21 protein-coding genes are annotated in these 21028 nt (G+C 68.1%); 17 read left to right on the top strand and 4 right to left on the bottom strand.

Going from position 1 to position 21028, the window contains the following annotated elements; translation table 11 throughout:
- Positions 1-83: 83 nt before the first annotated feature.
- The 8 genes from N5I32_RS08840 to N5I32_RS08805 all read left to right on the top strand — a co-directional run bounded on the left by N5I32_RS08840 (position 84) and on the right by N5I32_RS08805 (position 6409).
- Positions 84-935 (top strand): PaaX family transcriptional regulator C-terminal domain-containing protein, encoded by an 852-nt coding sequence (locus tag N5I32_RS08840; RefSeq protein ID WP_261495033.1) that lies wholly within the window; start codon positions 84-86, stop codon positions 933-935.
- Between the two features lie 181 nt (positions 936-1116).
- Positions 1117-2115 carry a 1,2-phenylacetyl-CoA epoxidase subunit PaaA gene (gene paaA, locus N5I32_RS08835; protein ID WP_261495032.1) on the top strand — a complete coding sequence of 333 codons (999 nt, stop codon included), beginning with the start codon at positions 1117-1119 and terminating at the stop codon, positions 2113-2115.
- Positions 2116-2180: 65 nt separating this feature from the next.
- Entirely contained in the window at positions 2181-2465 is a 285-nt protein-coding gene (gene paaB, locus N5I32_RS08830) for a 1,2-phenylacetyl-CoA epoxidase subunit PaaB (protein ID WP_261495031.1), read from the top strand.
- Complete coding sequence (gene paaC, locus N5I32_RS08825) at positions 2465-3256, top strand: 1,2-phenylacetyl-CoA epoxidase subunit PaaC (protein WP_261495030.1); 792 nt, start codon at positions 2465-2467, stop codon at positions 3254-3256. The genes paaB and paaC overlap by 1 nt, the downstream gene beginning before the upstream one ends.
- Positions 3253-3786 (top strand): 1,2-phenylacetyl-CoA epoxidase subunit PaaD, encoded by a 534-nt coding sequence (gene paaD, locus N5I32_RS08820; RefSeq protein ID WP_261495029.1) that lies wholly within the window; start codon positions 3253-3255, stop codon positions 3784-3786. Before paaC ends, paaD begins: the two co-directional genes overlap by 4 nt.
- A 14-nt stretch (positions 3787-3800) precedes the next feature.
- On the top strand, positions 3801-4877 hold the full coding sequence (gene paaE, locus N5I32_RS08815) for a 1,2-phenylacetyl-CoA epoxidase subunit PaaE (protein WP_261495028.1): 1077 nt from the start codon (positions 3801-3803) through the stop codon (positions 4875-4877).
- A 7-nt stretch (positions 4878-4884) separates the two neighbouring features.
- Positions 4885-5637, top strand: a complete 753-nt coding sequence (locus N5I32_RS08810; protein ID WP_261495027.1) for a Phenylacetic acid catabolic protein — start codon at positions 4885-4887, stop codon at positions 5635-5637.
- A 160-nt stretch (positions 5638-5797) separates the two neighbouring features.
- Entirely contained in the window at positions 5798-6409 is a 612-nt protein-coding gene (locus N5I32_RS08805) for an autoinducer binding domain-containing protein (protein WP_261495026.1), read from the top strand.
- Positions 6410-6472: 63 nt separating this feature from the next.
- Here N5I32_RS08805 and N5I32_RS08800 read toward each other — a convergent pair whose 3' ends face one another.
- Positions 6473-7045 carry a helix-turn-helix domain-containing protein gene (locus N5I32_RS08800; RefSeq protein ID WP_261495025.1) on the bottom strand — a complete coding sequence of 191 codons (573 nt, stop codon included), beginning with the start codon at positions 7043-7045 and terminating at the stop codon, positions 6473-6475.
- Between the two features lie 203 nt (positions 7046-7248).
- Here N5I32_RS08800 and N5I32_RS08795 point away from each other — a divergent pair, with 203 nt between their 5' ends.
- The 5 genes from N5I32_RS08795 (at position 7249) to N5I32_RS08775 (ending at position 13366) form a co-directional block, all read left to right on the top strand.
- The gene (locus tag N5I32_RS08795; RefSeq protein ID WP_261495024.1) at positions 7249-8760 is read left to right on the top strand and encodes an aldehyde dehydrogenase family protein; all 1512 of its coding nucleotides are present in this window, start codon (positions 7249-7251) and stop codon (positions 8758-8760) included.
- Positions 8761-8775: 15 nt separating this feature from the next.
- Entirely contained in the window at positions 8776-11232 is a 2457-nt protein-coding gene (locus N5I32_RS08790; protein WP_261495023.1) for a GcvT family protein, read from the top strand.
- A 72-nt stretch (positions 11233-11304) separates the two neighbouring features.
- A complete protein-coding gene (locus N5I32_RS08785) occupies positions 11305-11463 on the top strand; it encodes a hypothetical protein (RefSeq protein ID WP_261495022.1) in 159 nt (52 codons plus the stop codon).
- Positions 11460-12848 carry a cytosine permease gene (locus N5I32_RS08780; protein ID WP_261495021.1) on the top strand — a complete coding sequence of 463 codons (1389 nt, stop codon included), beginning with the start codon at positions 11460-11462 and terminating at the stop codon, positions 12846-12848. Before N5I32_RS08785 ends, N5I32_RS08780 begins: the two co-directional genes overlap by 4 nt.
- Positions 12849-13153: 305 nt before the next feature.
- Positions 13154-13366 (top strand): hypothetical protein, encoded by a 213-nt coding sequence (locus tag N5I32_RS08775; RefSeq protein ID WP_261495020.1) that lies wholly within the window; start codon positions 13154-13156, stop codon positions 13364-13366.
- Between the two features lie 271 nt (positions 13367-13637).
- On the opposite strand, the gene N5I32_RS08770 is transcribed toward N5I32_RS08775, so the two are convergent.
- The 3 genes from N5I32_RS08770 to N5I32_RS08760 form a co-directional block, all read right to left on the bottom strand.
- A complete protein-coding gene (locus tag N5I32_RS08770; protein ID WP_261495019.1) occupies positions 13638-15011 on the bottom strand; it encodes an aspartate aminotransferase family protein in 1374 nt (457 codons plus the stop codon).
- A gap of 19 nt (positions 15012-15030) precedes the next feature.
- Positions 15031-16524 carry an NAD-dependent succinate-semialdehyde dehydrogenase gene (locus N5I32_RS08765; RefSeq protein WP_261495018.1) on the bottom strand — a complete coding sequence of 498 codons (1494 nt, stop codon included), beginning with the start codon at positions 16522-16524 and terminating at the stop codon, positions 15031-15033.
- Positions 16525-16645: 121 nt separating this feature from the next.
- On the bottom strand, positions 16646-17122 hold the full coding sequence (locus N5I32_RS08760) for an Lrp/AsnC family transcriptional regulator (RefSeq protein ID WP_261495017.1): 477 nt from the start codon (positions 17120-17122) through the stop codon (positions 16646-16648).
- A 69-nt stretch (positions 17123-17191) separates the two neighbouring features.
- Between N5I32_RS08760 and ehuR the strand changes: the two genes are divergently transcribed.
- The 4 genes from ehuR (at position 17192) to ehuC (ending at position 21028) form a co-directional block, all read left to right on the top strand.
- Entirely contained in the window at positions 17192-18565 is a 1374-nt protein-coding gene (ehuR, locus tag N5I32_RS08755) for a MocR-like ectoine utilization transcription factor EhuR (RefSeq protein WP_261495016.1), read from the top strand.
- Positions 18566-18674: 109 nt separating this feature from the next.
- Entirely contained in the window at positions 18675-19460 is a 786-nt protein-coding gene (ehuA, locus tag N5I32_RS08750) for an ectoine/hydroxyectoine ABC transporter ATP-binding protein EhuA (RefSeq protein ID WP_369414270.1), read from the top strand.
- 27 nt (positions 19461-19487) lie between these two features.
- On the top strand, positions 19488-20306 hold the full coding sequence (gene ehuB / locus N5I32_RS08745) for an ectoine/hydroxyectoine ABC transporter substrate-binding protein EhuB (RefSeq protein WP_261495015.1): 819 nt from the start codon (positions 19488-19490) through the stop codon (positions 20304-20306).
- A 65-nt stretch (positions 20307-20371) separates the two neighbouring features.
- Positions 20372-21028 carry an ectoine/hydroxyectoine ABC transporter permease subunit EhuC gene (ehuC, locus tag N5I32_RS08740; protein ID WP_261495014.1) on the top strand — a complete coding sequence of 219 codons (657 nt, stop codon included), beginning with the start codon at positions 20372-20374 and terminating at the stop codon, positions 21026-21028.

The following is a 21028-nucleotide window of genomic DNA, read 5'->3' as shown; positions in this document are numbered from 1 at the left end:
TATCCGGGCCGACCGCGGCGGGGCCGCATTCCTGGCGATCAGCTCGCCCTGATCCCCTCACGACGCGCCAAAGGACCGAACTGATGTCGAAGCCGGACTGGATCGCCGCCATTTCCCGCGACATGCGGCTGAACGCGGCGGCCTTCATCGTCACGGTCTATGGCGACATCGTCGTGCCGCGCGGCGGGGTGCTGTGGACCGGCACGCTGATCGAGCTTTGCGCCCGCGTTGGCATCAATGAATCACTCGTGCGGACGGCGGTGTCCCGGCTGGTGGCGGCGCATCAGTTGCAGGGAGAGCGGGTCGGGCGGCGCAGCTACTACCGGCTTGACGCCTCGGCCAGGGCGGTCTTCGACCAGGCGGCGGCGCTTCTTTACGGGTCGGACCTGCCGGTGCGCGGATGGCAGGTGCTCCACATCCCCGGCCTGACCCCGGACGAGGGCCGCAGGCTCCGCATGGGGCATATGGGCGGGTCGGTGTTCCTGCGGCCGGACCGTGGCCAGCCGCCGCCGCCCGGGGCGATCCTGCTGCACGCCGCGGCACCGGACGACCCCGCGCCGCTGGCGCAGTTCTGGGACCTGTCGAGCCTGCAGCAGGGGTATGAGGCGATGCTGTCGCGGTTCCTGCCGCTGGACACGGCCCTGCCGGCCCGGCCCCTGGCCGATGCGAACGCGGACGTCGATGCCGATGCGCTGGTGGCGCGGCTTCTGCTGGTGCACGCCTACCGGCATGTCCTCCTGCGCGACCCCCGCCTGCCGCCGGCAGCACTGCCCCGCGGCTGGAAGGGGCAGGAGGCCCGCGCCCTGTTCCGCCGTCTTTATCTGCGGCTGACACCGGGCGCCGAGCGCCACATCGCCGCCCGCCTGCTGGGCGAGGCCGGCCCGCTACCCGCCCGGACCGCCGAAAGCGCGGCGCGCCTGGCCGGGATGGCCTGACGCCGTCCACGCCTCCGGTGGGGCGGGGGTGAGATGCATCACGCCAAAGCGAAGAAAGTGACTATCTCTGTGACGCTTTCTGTCGTATATATCGACCAATCGGTCGGCGAACTTGGGAATCGCCGGGCCGGATCCGGACTCCGGCGATCTTCGCAGCGTCCGAACAGGGAGGAACGACGCCGTGTATGCCCAGATGGTCAAGGCCGAAGGCGCCCGCCCGCGCGAGGAGATGACACCCGAGGAACGCGCGTTTCAGGACCGCATCGACCGTGGCGAGAAGATCGAGCCGAAGGAATGGATGCCCGAAGGCTACCGCAAGACGCTGATCCGCCAGATCGGCCAGCACGCCCATTCCGAGATCGTCGGCCAACTGCCCGAGGGCAACTGGATCACCCGCGCGCCCACGCTGGAACGCAAGCAGATCCTGCTCGCCAAGGTGCAGGACGAGGCCGGGCACGGGCTTTACCTCTACTCCGCCGCCGAGACGCTGGGCGTCAGCCGCGACGAGCTTCTGGCGCTGCTGCATTCGGGCCGGATGAAATATTCCTCGATCTTCAACTACCCGACGCTCAACTGGGCCGACATTGGCGCGGTCGGCTGGCTGGTCGACGGCGCCGCGATCATGAACCAGGTGCAGCTGCAAAAGACCTCCTACGGACCCTACAGCCGCGCCATGATCCGCATCTGCAAGGAGGAGAGCTTCCACCAGCGGCAGGGCTACGACATCCTGATGAAGATGTGCCTTCAGGGCACGCAGGCGCAGAAGGACATGGCGCAGGACGCGCTGAACCGCTTCTGGTACCCCTCGCTGATGATGTTCGGCCCGTCCGACAAGGACTCGGTCCATTCCGCGCAGTCGATGCAGTGGAAGATCAAGATCAACACCAACGACGAGCTTCGCCAGAAGTTCGTCGACCAGACCGTGCCGCAGGCGGAATACCTGGGCCTGACCATCCCCGATCCGGACCTGAAATGGAACGCGGACAAGGGCGGCTACGACTTCTCCGAACCCGACTGGTCGGAGTTCTTCGAGGTCATCAGCGGCAATGGCCCCTGCAACGAGGAACGGCTGGGCGCCCGGGTCAAGGCCTGGGAGGATGGCGCCTGGTTCCGTGAGGGGCTGATGGCGCACGCGAGGAAGGCCGAGTCCCGCCGCGCCGAGCGAACCGCGGCCGAATGACGGCTGCCTGATGATGGCGGCGGGCCGGCGGCCCGCCTCCCCGCACCCACAACCGGGAGGAACCGATGTCGAGCGAATGGCCCCTTTGGGAAGTCTTCATCCGCGGCCAGCATGGCCTGAACCATCGCCACGTCGGCAGCCTGCACGCGCCCGACGCCGAACTGGCCATCCGCCACGCCCGCGACGTCTACACCCGCCGCAACGAAGGCGTCTCGATCTGGGTGGTGCGGTCGAACGACATCACCGCCTCCAGCCCCTCCGACAAGGGGCCGCTGTTCGAGCCCTCGAACAGCAAGGTCTACCGGCATCCGACCTTCTTCGACATCCCAGACGAAGTGGGGCACATGTGATGGCCGAGGCGGCGACAGCGGTCGACCGGGCCGCGTTCTTCGACTGGCTCTGCCGGATGGGCGACAGCTGCCTGGTGCTGGGCCACCGCGTCTCGGAATGGTGCGGCCATGCCCCGGTGCTGGAAGAGGATATCGCGCTGGCCAACCAGGCACTGGACCTGATCGGGCAGTGCCAGTTCTGGCTTTCCCTCGCCGGCGAGGTCGAGGGCAGGGGGCGCAGCGCCGACGACCTTGCCTATCTGCGCGATGCGGCGCAGTTCCGGAACCTGCTGCTGGTCGAACGCCCGAACGGCGACTTCGGCCATACCCTGATGCGGCAGTTCCTGTTCGACGCCTTCCACTTCGAGATGCTGCGCGCGCTGGAAGGCTCCGCCGATCCGCGCGTGGCCGCGATCGCGGCGAAGGCCGGGAAGGAGGTCGCCTATCACCTCGAACGCTCCGCCGACCTCGTGATCGCGCTGGGCGACGGCAGCACGGAAAGCCACGACCGCATGGCCGCCGCGCTCAGGGCGCTCTGGCCCTATACCGGAGAGATGTTCGCGGACGATGCGGTGGATCGCGCCATGGCAGCTGCCGGTATCGCGCCGCTGCCGTCCGGCCTGAAGCCCGCCTGGGCGGCGACGGTGGCCGAGGTGCTGGCGGCGGCGACGCTCGACCATCCGGGCGAGGTCTGGCAGCACGGCGTGTCCGGCGCGGGCGGCGGCCGGCGCGGCGTCCACTCCGAACACCTCGGCTATATCCTCGCCGAGATGCAGTTCCTGCAGCGCGCCTATCCCGGGGCGGTCTGGTGACTGCCTTGCCGGCAGGATCGCATCCCGACCTGGCCGAGGTCTGGCGCTGGCTGGCCGAGGTGCCGGACCCGGAGATCCCGGTGATCAGCGTCACCGACCTTGGCATCGTCCGCGAGGTGGAATGGCAGGGGGAGACGCTGGTGGTGACGGTGACGCCCACCTATTCGGGCTGCCCGGCGACGTCGGTGATCGCGCTTGACATCGAGGCTGCGCTGCGCGCGAAGGGGGTCGAACGGCTCCGCCTCGAACGCCGCCTCGCGCCGCCCTGGACGACCGACTGGCTGACGCGGGAAGGGCGCGAGAAGCTGCGCCGCTACGGCATCGCGCCCCCCGTCGACGGCACCGCCGCCGACGGACGGATCGCCGGGCGCATCGCGCGCCTGGCAGGCGGCGGCAACCTCGCCGTCGCCTGCCCGCGTTGCGGCTCGACCCGCACCGAGCGGATCAGCCAGTTCGGCTCCACCCCCTGCAAGGCCAGCTGGCGCTGCACCGACTGCCTGGAACCCTTCGATTACTTCAAATGCATCTGAGGAACGACACCCGCATGGCCCGCTTCCATCCGCTGAAAGTGACCGATGTCCGCCGCGAGACGCGCGATGCCGTGGTGGTGACGCTTGCGCCCGGCGACGAGGACCGCGCGCTTTTCGACTTCACCCAAGGTCAGTACCTGACCTTCCGCCGCATCTTCGGGGGCGAGGAACTGCGCCGCTCCTACTCGATCTGCTCGGGCCGGGACGACGGCGTGCTCAGGGTCGGCATCAAGCGGGTCGAGGGCGGGGCCTTCTCGACCTGGGCGAACGAGGCGCTGGCGCCGGGCGACGTGCTCGAGGCGATGCCGCCGACGGGCCGCTTTCACGCGCCGGTCGACCCCGGCGCGGCGCGGCACTACCTGGCCTTCGCGGCAGGGTCGGGCATCACGCCGGTCCTGTCGATCATCCGCACCGTCCTCGTGCGGGAGCCGAAGTCGCGCTTCACGCTGGTCTATGCCAACCGCCAGATCAGCTCGATCATGTTCCGCGAGGAGTTGGAGGATCTGAAGAACCAGCACCTGGGCCGCCTGTCCGTGATCCACATCCTCAAGCACGAGGCGCAGGAGATCGACCTGTTCACCGGGCGCATCGACGCGGCGAAGGTCGAGGCGCTGCTGTCCGGCTGGATCGACGCCTCGACCGTCGACACCGCCTTCATCTGCGGGCCGGAGCCGATGATGCTCGACATCGCGGCAAGCCTGCGCGCGCACGGGCTGAGCGACGCCCAGATCAGGTTCGAGCTGTTCGCGACCGGCCAGCCCGGCCACACGCGGCCGCGCCCCGCCGCGTCCGTGCCGGTGGCGCCGGGAACCGGCATCCTGGCGACCGTCACGCTGGACGGCACCACCCGCAGCGTCGCGATGTCGGGGAAGGGTCAGACCATCCTCGAGGCCGCGCTCGCGGCAGAGATGGACGCACCCTATTCCTGCAGGGCCGGGGTCTGTTCCACCTGCCGCTGCAAGGTACTGCAGGGCGAGGCGGAGATGCGTGTCAACCACGCGCTCGAGGATTACGAGGTGCGCGCGGGCTATGTCCTGTCGTGCCAGGCGGTCCCGCTTGGCGACCGTGTCGTTGTCACCTATGACGAATGAGGGCACCGTGACCGCAGCCATGAACGTCGAGGAATACCTTGCCCGCGGCGGCGTCCTGACCGCGCCCGAAAACGCCCCGGCCCGCTACCGCGCCATGCTGATGCAGATGATGGCGACCTTCGTCGACAGCGAACTTGCGGCCTCTGCGGGCTTTGCCGATGCCATCAACCTCGCGCCGGGCATCAAGGAACGCATCGCGGCCAGCCGTATCACGCTGGAAAAGGCCGACCATGCCGGGCGTGTCCTTGCGGTGATGGAAACCTTCGGAACCGATGCCCTCCGCTACCAGTCCCAGCACGACTGGGCGGCGCGGGTCGCCCGCGACACCGACCTCGGCAGCAGCCGGCTGGCGGGGGACATGCGGCTTTCGGTCTTCCACTACCCGATCGCCGGCTGGGTGGACGCGGTGGTGATGAACGTGCTGCAGGGCATCGCGACAGGCGTCCAGATGACCGAACTGACCCGCGTTTCCTATGGCCCCCTCGCCGATGTGTTCCGCGACATCGCCCCGCGCGAGGCGCGCCATGCCGAACTGGGGCTGGAGGGGCTGGAGCGCATCGTGGCGACCGGCGCGGGACGTGACGCGGCGCAGGCGGCGCTTGCCTACTGGCGGCCGCGGGTCGCGGCCACCTTCGGGCTGGCCGGCTCGACCCGGTTCGCGGCGCTGCGCGCGCTTGGCCTGCGCCATTGCCCGAACGAGGACCTGCTGGCCCGCTGGGAAACCCTTGCCGCGGACCGCCTGGCCGCCATCGGGCTCTGACGGCGCCCGCCAACCCCGGACAAGGGCCGCGCAGATCCGGGATCGGAAACATGGACCGCCGCGGGTTTCGGGGGTAGAGCTTTCACGGTGGCGGCAGGTTGCCCGGCGCCGCCCTCGCGGGGGTGGGCGATTTGCGGGCGGTTGGCGGGCGGAGGCGATGGTGAACACGATCGAAAGCATCGACAGCGAGGTTGCCAAACTGGGCGAACTTGCACCTGCGGGCTATTTCCTGGCACTTCGGGTGCGCGGCGCCTCGCCGCTCATGGTGTTCAAGACCTTCCCGCAGGACTGGCTCGATACCTACATGGAAAACGGCTACATGATGCGTGACCCGGTGACGACCTGGGCGCTGACCATCGGTGGCACCATCCGCTGGAGTTCGCCCTTCCTGCCCGACCCCTTCGGCGTCCTGCGCGATGCCGCGCGCCACGGTCTGACCTACGGCGCCTCGATCGCGCACGGGCCGCGGACCGCGCTGACGCTCTGTTCGATCTGCCGGCAGGACCGTGAGCCCACGCAGGAGGAAATTGCCCAGGCGCGCGAGATCGTGCTGCGCCTGCACGCCCTGACCGAGCCGCCGAAGGCGCTGGACGCGCCGCTGACTGCCGCGCTCGGGGTGCTGGCCGCGGGCGGCGGCGCGGACCGGCTTGCGCGTGAGCTCGGCATCTCCGAGGCGGCGGCGCGGGCGCGGATCCGGGACCTCTGCACGGTTCTCTTCGCGGCGACGCCCGAAGAGGCGCTGCGCCGCGCACGGGACGCGAAACTGATCTGAGATCGTCCGGCGCGGCGCCAGAGGCGCCCGCACCACCCCTGCGCCGAGGGCCGCCCCAGGGTTTCAGAACATCGGCGGCGTGCAGGCGCAGGCGACCACGGCCACGGTCTTGCCGATATTGCGCAGCGTGTAGGGTTGGCGCCCGATCAGCTGGAAACCACCGCCCCGCCGCAGCACCCGGGTGACATCGCCCACCGTCACCTCGACCGTGCCGCGCAGGATCACCGCCGCCGTCTCCCCGTCGTGCGAGATCGGATCGTCCCCCGTTCCCGCGCCGGGCTGGTAGCGTTCGATGAACATCTGCAGCGTCTTGTCGCCGCGCTCCGCCGCCAGCACCCGCAGGTCCGCTTCGCCCCGCGTCAGGACAGCGAGGCCGTCGCTGTCATAGAACAGCACGTTCTGCTGCGACGAGGGCAGGGCGAAGAAATCCGCGATCGAAATCGGCACCGCAGACAGGATCCTGTGCAGCGAGGCGAGCGAAGGGGCATGCGCCTCCTGCTCGATCAGAGAGATCGTGGAATTGGTCACCCCGGCCCGCTTGGCCAGGTCGCGCTGGCTCAGCCCCGCCCTCTCGCGCACCGCGCGAAGCCGGGCGCCGATGTCAAGCTCGGACGCTTCCTTGCTGGACCGCGACACGGTCCTTGTCCGCCTGGAAGCCTGCCCTTGCTCGTTCATCGCCCGCCGCTCTCCGCCATTCCGCCGACCGCCTTGCGATATGCATGCAACCCCGGATCGCGTCAACCGCCCGGCAGCCTGCACCCAAGAGACAACAAATCTGTTGTAATGTAAAATTTTTAGTGACAGAGTTCATAAAATTTCAAACAGACGGGACGCCGCCGATGAACGCCATTGAAACCTTCGCCGCCCTGTCAGGCAAGCTTTTCGTGGGCGGCGCCTACCGCCGCAGCGAAGCCTCCGACCATCTCGACGTGGTCGAACCCGCGACCGAGGACCGTATCGGCCAGATCGCCGACGCCACCGACGCCGAGGTGGACGAGGCGATGGACGTGGCGCTGGGCGCGGGCAGGGCCTGGAACGCCATCGACATGCGCTCGCGCGCCGTGGTGATGCACGAGATCGCGGCGGTAATGCGCCGCGACAAGGCGCTTTATGCCGAGTATCTGACGCGCGAGGAGGGCAAGCCCTTCAAGGAAGCGCTCGACGAGGTGTCGTGGTGCGCCACCGCGATGGACTACTACGCCGAGATTGCCCGGCACGAGGCCGGCCGCATCGCCGGCACGACCGTTCCGGGGCAGTTCCACTTTGCCGTCAAGGAACCGCTCGGGACCGTCGTCATCATCCTGCCGTTCAACTACCCGCTCGTCCTCTTGTGCTGGGAAGCCGCCGCCGCGCTGGCCGCCGGCAACGCGGTCATCGTCAAGCCGCATGAACAGACCAGCATCACCACGCTGAAGTTCATGGAGGTGTTCCGGGGTCTGCCCGACGGGCTGATGCAATGCCTGACCGGCGGCCCGCGCGTGGCCCAGCGCCTGATCGCCAGCCGCAAGACGCATGGCGTGGCCTACACCGGCTCGGTCGCGGTGGGGCAGGCCGTCGCGCGCACCTGTGCCGAAACATTCAAGCCCTGCCTGATCGAGGCCTCGGGCAACGACCCCTTCATCGTCATGCCCTCGGCCCCGCTCGACATCGCGGCGCGCGGCGCGGCCTTTGCGGCCTATCTGAACTGCGGGCAGGTCTGCACCTCGGCGGAACGCTTCTACGTCCACGACGCGATCCACGACGATTTCGTCCGCCTGCTGGTGGAGGAGGCGCGGAAACTGCGTATCGGCAACGGCCTGCACGAGGTCGACATGGGGCCGATGGCCACGCGGCGCCAGCGCGAGCGGTTCGAGGCGATGATGTCGGATGCCCGCCGCCAGGGCGCAAAGGTCGCGACCGGCGGCGGACGCCCCGCAGACCTGAACTCCGGCTGGTTCGTCGAACCGGCGGTGCTGACAGAGGTCACGCCGGACATGGACATCCTGCGCAACGAATCCTTCGGCCCGGTCGCCCCGATCTGCCGGGTGCAAAGCTTCGACGAGGCGATCGAACTGGCCAACCGCTCCGACTACGGCCTTGGCGCCAACCTCTACACCCGCGACACCGACGAGACCTTCCGCGCCGTGCGCGAGATCCAGTCGGGCATCCTCTGGATCAACGCGCCGCTCCTGGACAACGACGCGCTGCCCTTCGGCGGGCGCAAGCTTTCGGGCAACGGCCGCCAGCTTGGCCCCGAGGGGCTGAACCAGTTCCAGAACACCAAGTTCGTGATGATCGACCCCGGCGCCAGCACGCAGGACTTCTGGTGGTTCCCCTATCCGCGCGCGGAAAGCTATCCGGGCACGCGCTGAGGGCAGGGGGCAGCGATGGCCGCAGATTTCCCCGATCGTGCCGAGGTCGTCATCATCGGCGGCGGCGTCGCCGGTTGTTCGGTCGCCTATCACCTGACGAAGATCGGCATCACCGACGTGGTGCTCTGCGAGCGCCAGCAACTGACCTCCGGCACGACCTGGCACGCGGCAGGGCTCGTGACGCAGTTGCGCGCCACCCGCCGCATGACCGAGCTTGCGCAGTATACGGGCGAACTTTTCGGCACGCTGGAGGAGGAGACCGGGCAGGCAACCGGGTTCAAGCGGCGCGGTTCGCTGCGTGTCGCCAACACGCCCGCGCGCTACGAGGAACTGGCGCGCGGCGCCTCGATGGGCCGGACCTTCGGCCTCCCGGTCGAGCCGGTCACGCCCGGCGAGATCAAGGAACGCTGGGCGCCGATCAGCACCGAGGGGATCGTCGGCGGCTTCTGGTTCCCGCAGGACGGGCAGGTCAACCCCGCCGACGTGACGCAGGCCTACGCCAAGGGCGCGCGGATGCGCGGCGCGCGGATCCTGGAGCATACGGCGGTCACGCGCATCCTGGTGGAAAACGGCAAGGCCGCCGGGGTGATGACGGACAAGGGGCCGATCCGCGCCAGCACGGTCGTCATCTGCGGCGGCATGTGGTCGCGCGACCTGGCCGCAGCGATCGGCGTGACCCTGCCGCTCCATGCCGCCGAACATTTCTACATCGTCACCGAACCTGTCGAGGGCCTGCCCCGCGATCTGCCGGTGCTGTTTCTCGGCGACGAATGGACCTATTACAAGGAAGACGCGGGCAAGCTCCTGGTCGGCTTCTTCGAGCCGAACGCGAAGCCGTGGGGCCAGCAGGGCATCCCCGAGGATTTCGCCTTCGGGACACTGCCCGAGGATGTCGACCACATCGCCCCGCTGCTCGAGGCGGCGACACGCCGCGTGCCGGTGCTTGAGCGCACCGGCATCCAGCTTTTCTTCAACGGCCCGGAAAGCTTCACCCCCGACGACCGCTACCTTCTGGGCGAAACGCCCGAGGTGCCGGGGCTTTTCTGCGCCACCGGCTTCAACTCCATCGGCATCCTGTCTTCGGGCGGGGTGGGCAAGGCGCTGGCGGACTGGATCCGCGACCGCCGCCCGCCGGTCGAGCTGATGGATGTGGACGTGCGGCGGATGCAGTCCTTTCAGGGCAACCGCGCCTATCTGGAGGAGCGCACGACCGAAACGCTCGGCCTTCTCTTCGACATGCACTGGCCCTATCGCCAGTTCGCCACCGCCCGCGACATCCGCCTCAGCCCGTTCCACGACCGGCTGAAGGCGCTGGGTGCCTCCATGACCGAGGCCGCGGGCTGGGAACGCCCCGGCTTCTTCGGCGCCCCCGGCACGACGCCGGAGATCGGCTATTCCTACGGCCGGCAAAGCTGGTTCGACGCCTGCGGCGAGGAATGCCGCAACACCGCGGAGAACGTCACGCTGTTCGACCAGAGCTGTTTCGTGAAGTACCGCGTCGAGGGGCGCGATGCGCTGGCGGTCCTCAACCGCGTCTCGGCCAACCAGATCGACGTTCCGGTGGGCCGCGTGGTCTACACGCAGTGGCTGAACGAGCTTGGCGGGATCGAGGCCGACGTCACCGTGACGCGCCTGTCCGAGACCGCCTTTCTTGTCGTCACCATCGCCGTCTCGCAGCGCCGCGACCTCGCCTGGCTGATGCGCCACATCCCCGAAGGGGCGCATTGCTTTGCCCATGACGTGACCTCGGGCCTGCCGATGCTCGCCCTGATGGGGCCGAAGGCGCGGGCGCTCCTGTCCACGCTCACGCCCGCGGACCTGTCCGACGCAGCCTTCCCCTTTGCCACCAGCCGGGAGATCGACCTTGGCTTCGCCCGCGTCCGCGCCAGCCGCCTGACCTTCGTCGGCGAACAGGGCTATGAGCTGTTCATGCCCGCCGAATTCGCGACCCATGTCTTTGACCGGCTGGCGGAGGCAGGTGGCCCGTTCGGGCTGCGGATGGGCGGCTTCTTCGCGATCAACGCGATGCGGATGGAAAAGGGCTACCGCCACTGGGGCCATGACATGGGCGAGGAGGACACGCCCCTTCAGGCCGGTGTCGGCTTTGCGGTGGCGATGGACAAGCCCGGCGGCTTCATCGGGCGCGAGGCACTGCTGCGGCAGAAGGCGGAAGGCCCGCTGACGCGCCGCTTGGTGCAGCTTCGCCTGACCGGCGAAGGCATCCCGCCGCATCTCTACCACAACGAACCGATCCTGCGGGACGGGCAGATCGTCGGCTCCGTCACCTCGGGCGCCTATGGCCACCGGGTCGGCGCCTCGCTCGGGATGGGCTACGTCGCCCACCCGGAGGGCGTCAGCGGCGCCTGGCTCGCCTCGGGCCGGTGGGAGGTGGAGATCGCCTGGCAACGCCACCCCGTCGCCGTGCAGTTTCGCCCCTGGTACGACCCGGAGGGGGTGCGGATCAAGGGATGACAGGATGCACCCGCGCCCGGGGTGCACGCGATCCGGGCGCAACAACACGCAACCAGGACAGGAGGGAATGACATGGCACGAGAGACGCTCCATCCGGAGCTTGAACGGCGGCTTGCCGTTCTGGAGAAACCCGAAAACCAGGGGGCAGGCTTCGGCGGCATCGACTGGGTCTGGCTGATGGTTCTTGGCGTCGTTGGCCCCGCGCTCCTTCTGCTCTGGGGGTGGTCATGAGCACGCCCGACACCTCTGACGAAAGCGGCTGGCCGCTGACCCACACAGAGCGCGACTGGAACCAGTGGCAGCTTTTCGCCGTGCTCCTCGTCACCGCCGCCGCAACCTGGTGCTACATCATCGGGGAGTATGTGGGGTATTACCTGAACCTCAAGATGGGCATCGCCGCGATGACGGCGGGCTCCATGATCGGGATGCTGATGGTCACGCTCGCCGTCGTGCCCACCGCCACCCGCTACGGCATCGACAGCATCGCCGCCGCCCGCCCGCAGTTCGGCGACCGCGGCTGGATCATCACCGTCTTCCTGCAATACGCCTCGATCATCGGCTGGAACTGCCTCCTGATGATCTTCTTCGGCAAGTCGGTGGGCCAGCTTCTGCAAGCCATCGGCGTGATCGACCCGGCCAGCGTCGACTGGGTGCTGCGCATCGTCACCGTGCTGGCCTGTGCGCTGGTCTACCTTGTCCTCATGCGCGGCGGCACCGGGCTTGAGCGGGTGTCGCAGATCCTGTTCTTCGTCATCGTCGGGATCGGCGTCTGGATGGTCTGGGTGCTTCTGGCCAACCAGTCCGACACCATCGCTGCGGCCACGCCCGCCTATGCCTCGGGAAGCCTGCGCTGGGACTACGTTACCGGGATCGAGATCGGGATCGTCAGCCTGCTGAGCTGGTGGCCCTATATCGGCGCCATGGTCCGCAAGGCCCCGAACGCCCATTCCGCCACCTTGCCCGCGATGCTGGGCATGGGCCTGCCGGTTCCGGTGCTCAGCATCGTCGGCCTTGCCGCGATCCTGGCGCTGCAGGTGTCGGACCCCTCTGCCTGGCTCATCACACTGGGCGGGTCGACCTACGGGGTGATCGCGCTTGTCTTCGTGATCGCGGCCAACCTCGGGACCACGCTTGCGGGCGTCTATGCCACTGCCGTGGGGCTGAGGCAGGTGCCCGCGCTCGCCAAGTCGCGGTGGAGCACGCTTATGCTCTTCGCGCTGGTCCCCGTCGCCTTCGTCAGCCTCGTCGTGCCGGACCTCTTCTTCTCGAACTTCGGCACGTTCCTCGCCTTCATCGGCGTCTTCTTCGCGCCGATCTGCGCGATCCAGATCACCGACTACCTGATCCTGCGCCGCCAGCGCATCTCGATCCGGGCGGTTTTCGTCGGCGGGCCGGGCACGGACTATCACTACTGGGCCGGGTTCAACCCGGCGGCGATCCTGGCCATGGTCGCGGGGTTCTTCACCTACCTCTACCTGCTCAACCCCGTCTCCTATGCCAGCCGCGCGCCCTATGACATCCTCACCGCCTCGCTGCCGACGGCGGTCGTGGCAGGGGTCGTCTACGCCGCGGTCACGCTTCTGGTGAACAAGCCCGCCGGCAAGGGCGGGTACTGAGAACGGCACTGTCCCTTCCGGCGGAGAGCATCTCTTTCCGCCGGAAGGGATCATCGCGGCGGCAGGTCATCGCGCGACCCGAACCCGCAGCCCGGCCCCCCGGGGGGCGGGCGCAAGGCCCGGCCGCACCCCGGCGGGTTGCGCCAGGCCCGCCCCTCCGCGACCGGCAGGAAGCCCGGCGCGTGGCATCGTGAACCTTGCTGCCGCGCGATGAAAGCGGCGTCCGCCCGTGTCGCCCGGAGAAGGTTGAGTTACCCGGAAAGCACGCCACCCACCCTAGGCTCGAATTGGCGGGCAGGCACTGGATGAAGACGGTGCCAACGGCGGCGGGCCTTCCGGCGCTGATCGGGTCCGCCGCGCGGGTGCGAATATTCCGCCCGCTGCGGGACTACGGGGACCATTTCCGGCAGGCGACCCCGCCGCAAGCGACGTTCACCTCCCGCGGAAGCGATGCGGTCGTGGCGGCGTCGGTGCAGTCAAACGTGCAGCTTCGGTCGGCGATACCCTGTTCGGTCTGAAGATCGACCAGGGCCATCGGCACGGCGCGCGCGACGCCGGCATTCGCGCCCAATCTGAAACGCAAGGGCACATTGACGATGTGGGCATCGAGGGCCGGCACGCTCAGGTCGCTTCAGGTGGCGCCTTTCGGGCGCCGGCCGGCAGGGGCGGAAAAGATCGGCGCTCGGCGGTTCGGGCAGGGGGGCCGTCCCCCCCTGCCGCAGGTGTAACCGCCCGGAACGCCGACCCCGAAGGGGCCTTTCAATCGGCGCGATGGCAGATCGCCACCTTTCAGCCAAGCACCCTGCGCACCGCGCGGGTTGCGGCGGCGACCACCTGATCGGCCTCCTCCCGCATCAGGCAGAGCGGCGGGGCGAAGCCCAGGATATCGCCCTGCGGCATGGCGCGGCCGATGACGCCTTCCTCCAGCAGGGCCGCCGAGATCGCCGGGCCGACCTTGCGCGCAGGATCGAAGAAGCGGCGGTCGTCCTTGTCCTCGACGAATTCCACCGCCGCCATCAGCCCGTCGCCACGCACCTCGCCGACGTTGCGGTGACCGGCAAGCGCATCGGTCAGCGCCTTGCGGAAGTAGGCCCCGGTTTCCCCGGCGTTCTTCACCAGTCCCAACGAGTCGATCAGCCTGAGGTTCGCCACCCCGGCCGCGGCGCAGACAGGATGGGCCGAATAGGTCCAGCCGTGGCCGATGGGGCCAAGCTGATCCGAACCCTGCACCAGCACCTCCCACATCCGGTTCGACACGATCGACCCCGACAGCGGAGCGTAGGCCGAGGTCAGGCCCTTGGCGATGGTGATAAGGTCCGGCTCCATCCCGTAGTGGACCGATCCGAACATGGTGCCCAGCCGCCCGAAGCCGGTGACGACCTCATCCGCGACCAGAAGGATATCGTATTTCTTCAGAACCGCCTGAATCGCCGCCCAATAGCCCGCGGGCGGCGGCACGATGCCGCCGGTGCCCAGGATCGGCTCGCCGATGAAGGCCGCGATGGTGTCGGGGCCTTCGGCAAGGATCATCTCCTCCAGCTTGGCCGCGCAATCGGCGCTGAACTGCTCCTCGCTCATGCTGCGGTCTTCGCGGCGGAAGTAATAGGGCGCCTCGGTGTGCAGGATCGGCGCGCGCGGCAGGTCGAAGGCGTTGTGGAAGAGCGAGAGCCCGGTCAGAGAGCCGGTCATCACGCCCGACCCGTGATAGCCGCGCCAGCGCGAGATGATCTTCTTCTTCTCGGGCCGGCCAAGGATGTTGTTGTAATACCAGATCAGCTTGATGTTGGTTTCATTCGCGTCCGACCCGGACAGGCCGAAGTAGACCCGGCTCATGTGTTCGGGGGCGCGTTCGATGATCATGCGGGCGAGCGTGATCGAGGCTTCGGTGCCGTGACCGACATAGGCGTGGTAATAGGCGAGTTCACGCGCCTGCTCGGCGATGGCCTCGGCGATCTCGGTCCGGCCATAGCCCACGTTCACGCAGTAAAGCCCGGCGAAAGCGTCAAGGCTGCGCTTGCCGCTCATGTCGGTGATGTGGCAGCCCTCGCCCCCGGCGATAACCCGGCGCGGGGTCTCGCCCCGGGCGTGGGCGCCCATGTGGGTCGACGGGTGGAAGAAGTGATCGCGGTCCCAGGCGTTCAGTTCGTTGTCGCGGTCAAGCATGGTGGTTCCTTTCCCGCGCTCAGGCGGCGGTGTCGATGCAAAGGTATTTCAGTTCGGTGAAGGCCTCCAGCCCGTGGCGCGATCCCTCGCGGCCAAGTCCGGACTGTTTCCAGCCGCCAAAGGGGATCGGGCCGCCGGTGATCTTCACGCGGTTGACGGCAACCATGCCGAATTCCAGCGCGCGCGACAGGCGCAGCGCGCGGGCGCCGTCACGGGTGACGACATAGGCGGCAAGACCGTATTCGGTGTCGTTGGCGCGGGCGATCACCTCGGCCTCGCTGTCGAAGGGCAGGATCGAGGCGACGGGGCCGAAGGTTTCCTCGCGATGGATCAGCGCGCCTTCCCCCGCCCCGGTGATCAGCGTGGGCATGTAGGCCAGCGGCATCTCGGCGTGGACATGGCCGCCGACGACGATCCTCCCGCCGTGGCGGCGCGCATCCTCGACCTGTGCGGCGACCTTGGCCAGCGCGCGGTCGTGCATCAGGGGGCCGACCTCGGTTGCCGGGTCAAGGCCGGGGCCGACCTTCAGCGCCGCGATCCGCGCGGCCAGCCGTTCGGTGAAGGCGGCCAGCAGAGGGCGTTCGACATAGATCCGATTCGCCGCGAGGCAGTCCTGGCCGGAGGTGGCAAACTTGGCATCCATCGCAATCGCCACGGCCCGGTCGATGTCGGCATCGGCAAAGACGATCAGCGGGGCGTGGCCGCCAAGCTCCATCACCAGGCGCTTCATCGAGGGCGCGCACTGCGCGGCGATCAGGCGGCCGATTCCCGACGAGCCGGTGAAGGACATCGCCCGAAGCCGGCTGTCCGCGCACATGGCGCCGACGATGGTTGCCGCATCGCCGGGCACCACGTTCAGGACACCCGCCGGCAGGCCCGCGCGTTCGGCCAGTTCGGCCAGTGCCAGCGCCGAGAGCGGCGTTTCGGCCGAGGGGTGGACGACGCAGGTGCATCCCGCGGCCAGCGCCGCGGCCACCTTGCGGGTGATCATCGCAGAGGGAAAGTTCCACGGCGTCACTACGCCGACCGGCCCCAGCGCCTCTCGCCGGACGATCATCTCGACCTGCGGCAGATGCGGCGTGACCCCCTCGGCGTTCACGCGCGGCGCCTCGCCGGCGTACCAGTCCAGGAACTCGGCGGCATAGGCAATCTCACCCCTCGACTCGGCAAGCGGCTTGCCCTGCTCCAGCGTCATGATCAGCGCCAGATCCTCGGTCGCAGCCAGCATCAGTTCGCCCCACCTGCGAAGAATGCGGGCGCGCTCCTGCGGCAGCCGATCCCGCCAGCCCGGAAAGGCGGCGGTTGCGGCACCGATGGCGGCATCGGTCTCGGTCAATCCCAACGATGCCACGCGCGCCACGGGCGCGCCGCTCGCCGGGTCGGTCACGACGAAGTCCGCCGCATCGGGGGAAGCGGTCCAGCGCCCGCCGATATGGCCGAGCGTGCGCAGCAGCGATCGGTCCGACAGGCGCGACAAGGCTGCATGGGTAGAGAGCGGGACGCAGGTGTTCATCGGGCAGGCTCCTGAATGGCGTGCCCACAGACTGCCGCAGCCGGCGCAGAGAAGGGGACCAATCTGCCCCTCCGCCCTGGCCCGAAACACCTGCGAAGCGGGCGCGTCATGGAGAGATTCTCTATTCCCCCCCGAAAAGGGCCATCGGCAGCGCCCCGTCCTCCTTCACCACCTTGGTCACGATATAGGTGAAGTAGCGATCAATCCCGATTTCCTGCGCCAGCATCCGGTCGACCAGACGCTGGTAGGCGTCGATGTCCCTGGCAACCACCTTCAGGAAATAGTCCACCCCGCCGCCGACCGACCAGCAGGCGACAATCTCCTCCATCTCCGCCACTGCGCGTTCGAACCTTTCGAAGTCGGCCTGGCGGTGGTTGGCGAGCGTCACCTCCACCAGGACGGTGGCGAAGGGGGCGATGCGACGTGGCGCAAGCCGCGCGTGCCAACTCGCAATGATCCCCGCCCGCTCCAGCCTGCGAAGTCGCAGCCAGCAGGGCGTGGGCGAAAGTCCGACCACTTCGGCCAGCTTCAGCTTGGTGATGCGTCCATCCCTCTGCACGGCATCAAGGATACGCAGGTCGATCGCGTCCAGTTTCATCGGCGCCTCGCAACTCTCTGTTTGCAGATTGATATGAATTTGTTCAGATTGGCAATCATGACAATCTGGATGCCTGATCCCGCAGCCCTTTCTCGACCGGTCTATCTGTCGCTGGCCGAGCAGTTCGTCCGTGCCATCGAGGATGGATCCCTGCCCATCGGGTGTCGTCTCCTGCCGCACCGGAAGCTTGCCGACGCGCTGGGGCTTTCGGTCCAGACTGTCAGCCGCGCCTATGATGAACTGATCCGCCGCAGCCTGGTCTCGGGCGAGGTCGGGCGCGGCTCGTTCGTGCTTGGTCCGGGCGCGGAGGCGCGGCAACCCTACCTGCCGGAACGGCCGGGCGAGTTGATCGATATGTCGATCCTGAAGCCTGTGGTCGAGGCGATGCACCTCGACAGGATGCGCGAGGGGTTCGCCTGGCTGGCCGAGAACCTGACCGCGCCTTCGGCCTTGTCCTTCCGGCCGAACATGGTGATGCCGCATCACCGCGAGGTGGCGGCCGACTGGTTGCTGCGGCAGGGCATTCCGGTCGAGGCAAAGGGCATCGTGCTGACGAATGGGGCCACGCCGGCCATAGCGGCCGCCGTGATGAGCGTCGCGCCGCCAGGGGCGGGGGTGGCGGCAGAGGCCCTGACCCACCATTTGCTGATGCCGCTTTGCACCTACCTGGGCCTTCACCTGGAAGGAGTGGCGATGGACGAGTTCGGAATGCTGCCCGCCGGCCTTCACGAGGTGGCGCGCAAGGGCACGATCCGGGCCGTCTACCTGCAACCCAACGTTGTCAATCCTCTGGCCATGGTGATGCCGTCCGATCGCCGCGCGGAACTGGTCGAGATCGCGCGCCAGCACGACCTTGCCATCATCGAGAACGACATCCTGAACGTGATGATCCCGGAGCGGCCCCCGGCCTTCGCCGCGCTTGCCCCGGAGCGCACGCTCCACATATCCGGCTTTACCAAGATCACCGTTCCCGGACTGCGCATGGCCTATCTTCACGCGCCGCAGCGCTATGCCACGGCCATGGCCAACCGGCATCTGGCCGCGAACTGGATGGCTACCCCGCCGATGGCCGACCTCCTGTCGCACTGGGTCGAGGACGGGACCGTGGCGGATCTGGCCGCCTGGCAGGCCCGCGCCATGTCCGAACGCCACGCGCTGGCATCCGCGGTCCTCGGGTCGGCCATGCCTGTGTGCCACGACAACAGCCTGCACCTTTGGCTGCCGCTGCCCGAAGACTGGCCGGAGGAGACATTCGTGACCCAGGCTCGCCATCGCGGCGTGGCCGTTGCGGCGGGCAATGCCTTCCGCGCCTCGGAGCGCTGGCGCCGCGATGCGATTCGCATTTCGCTGGGCTCCACCCGCACCGAGGAGTTGCGCCGCGGTCTTTCCACCATCGCGGGGATGCTTTCCGATGTCCCCGAAGTGCTGTTGCCGACCATTTGATTTCCGCAAGCGAACCGCAGGCGGGAAAAATTGTCATGATATTATATATTAATTGACATGATTTTAAGTCGATACAATTGTCCCCGCACCAAACACCGGGGAGTTGGACGTGACGGCACCGATCATCCGCATCGACAGGCTGGACAAGGTCTTCGGGACATTGAAAGTCCTGGACGGGCTGTCCTTCGACGTCATGCCCGGCGAAAAGCTCGCGCTCATCGGCCCGTCCGGGTCGGGCAAGACGACCATCCTGCGCATCCTGATGACGCTCGAAACCATAAGCGGCGGCCATATCGAAGTCTGCGGCGAACAGCTCTACCACATGCGGCGGGGCGACCGGGAACTGCCGGCGGACGAGGCGCACCTGCACCACATGCGCAGCCACATCGGCATGGTCTTCCAGCACTTCAACCTGTTTCCGCACAAGTCGGTGCTGGACAACATCACCCTCGCGCCCGTCCTGACCAAGGGTGAGCCGAAGGCAAAGGCGGAGGCACGGGCAAGGGAACTGCTGGAGATGGTGGGGCTGTCCGACAAGGCCGGGGCCATGCCCAGCCAGCTTTCGGGCGGCCAGAAGCAGCGCGTCGCCATCGCCCGCGCGCTGGCCCTGCAGCCGCGCATCATGCTTTTCGACGAGGTCACCAGCGCGCTCGACCCCGAACTGGTCGAGGAGGTGCTGCTGGTGATGAAGCGACTGGCCGCCGAGACCGACATGACCATGCTTCTGGTCACCCACGAAATGGGTTTCGCCCATGAATTCGCCGACCGGGTCCTGTTCTTCGACAAGGGCCGCATCGTCGAACAGGGCCCGCCCGACCAGATCTTCCGAAACCCGACACAGGAGCGAACCCAAACCTTCCTGCGCAAGATCATCGCCGCGGGGCACCGTGTCTGAACCCGAAACCGACAGAGAGGACCAAAGATGAAAAAGACCCTGCTGACCCTTGCCCTGCTGGCCGCGCCCGCCGCCGCCATGGCCGATACGCTCGATGACCTGAAGGCGCAGGGCTTTGCCCGCATCGCCATCGCCAACGAGCCGCCCTTCACCGCGGTGGCCGCCGACGGCACCGTTTCGGGCGCCGCCCCCGATGTCGCGCGCGAGATCTTCAAGCGGCTGGGCGTGCCCGAGGTCGTGGCCTCGATCAGCGAATATGGCGCGATGATCCCCGGCCTTCAGGCCCGCCGCCACGACGCCATCACCGCCGGCCTCTTCATGAAGCCCGAGCGGTGCCAGGCCGTCGCCTATTCCGAACCGGTCCTCTGCGACGCCGAGGCCTTCCTGGTTCCGAAGGGCAACCCGAAGGGCTTCACCTCCTATGCCGACATCGCGGCCGACGCCACCGCCACCATCGGCGCGCCCGGCGGCGGCACGGAAGAGAAGCTGGCGCTGGAAGCCGGCGTGCCGCGTGATCGCGTGATCGTGGTGCCCGATGGGCAGTCGGGGCTGAAGATGGTGCAGGACGGCCGCATCGACGTCTATTCGCTGCCGGTCCTGTCGATCTCGGACCTGATGGCCAAGTCGGGGGACGCGAACCTTGAAATGGTCGCCCCCGTCATCGGCGCGCCGGTCTATTGCGACGGCGCGGCCTTCCGCAAGGAGGACGCGGCCCTGCGCGATGCCTTCGACGTGGAGCTGGCCAAGATGAAGGAATCGGGCGAATTCGCCGCCATCATCGAGCCCTACGGCTTCTCCGCCGCGGCGGCGATGTCGACGAGCCGCGCCCAGCTTTGCGGCGAGTGACGGCCTGATCGGGGACGGCGCGGCACCCCCCGCGCCGTCCGCCCCTTGCAAGGAACACTGAAACGATGGGCGACTGGTCCGGATATCTGGCCCTGATCCTTCAGGGCGCGCTGGTGACGGCGCAGCTGACGGTCATGGGCTCTGCCCTGGCGCTGGTCGCGGCCTTTGCGGCCGGCCTGGGCCGGATCGCGCCGCTCGCGCCGGTCCGCTGGCTGGCCACGGTCTACATCGAATTCTTCCGCGGCACCTCGATCTTCGTGCAATTGTTCTGGGTCTACTTCGTGCTGCCCTTCGCCGGCATCAGCCTGTCGCCCCTGATGGCCGGCGTGCTGGCGCTGGGCCTGAACGTCGGCGCCTACGCGGCCGAGGTGGTGCGCGGCGCCATCCTGTCGGTGCCGAAGGACCAGTACGAGGCGACCATCGCGCTGAACCTCACGAAGCTCCAGCGGATGCGTCATGTTATCCTGCCACAGGCGCTGCCCTTGATGCTGCCCACCTTCGGCAACAACGCGATCGAGCTTCTGAAGGCCACTGCCGTCGTCTCGCTGATCTCGCTGACCGACATGACCTTCCAGGCCCAGGTCGTGCGCGCCCAGACGGGCAGCACGCTGATCCCCTTTGCGACGATCCTGATCCTCTACTTCGCGATGGCCATGATCATCACCACGGGCGTGCGCGCCCTCGAACGCCGCCTGACGCGCGGCCTGGACGGGGTACGCTAG

Source organism: Albidovulum sediminis, from assembly GCF_025380365.1.
In the GTDB taxonomy this organism is placed as follows: Bacteria; Pseudomonadota; Alphaproteobacteria; order Rhodobacterales; family Rhodobacteraceae; genus Albidovulum; species Albidovulum sediminis.
Note: the sequence above shows the minus strand (reverse complement) of the source record. Positions and strands in the feature narration are given on the sequence as shown.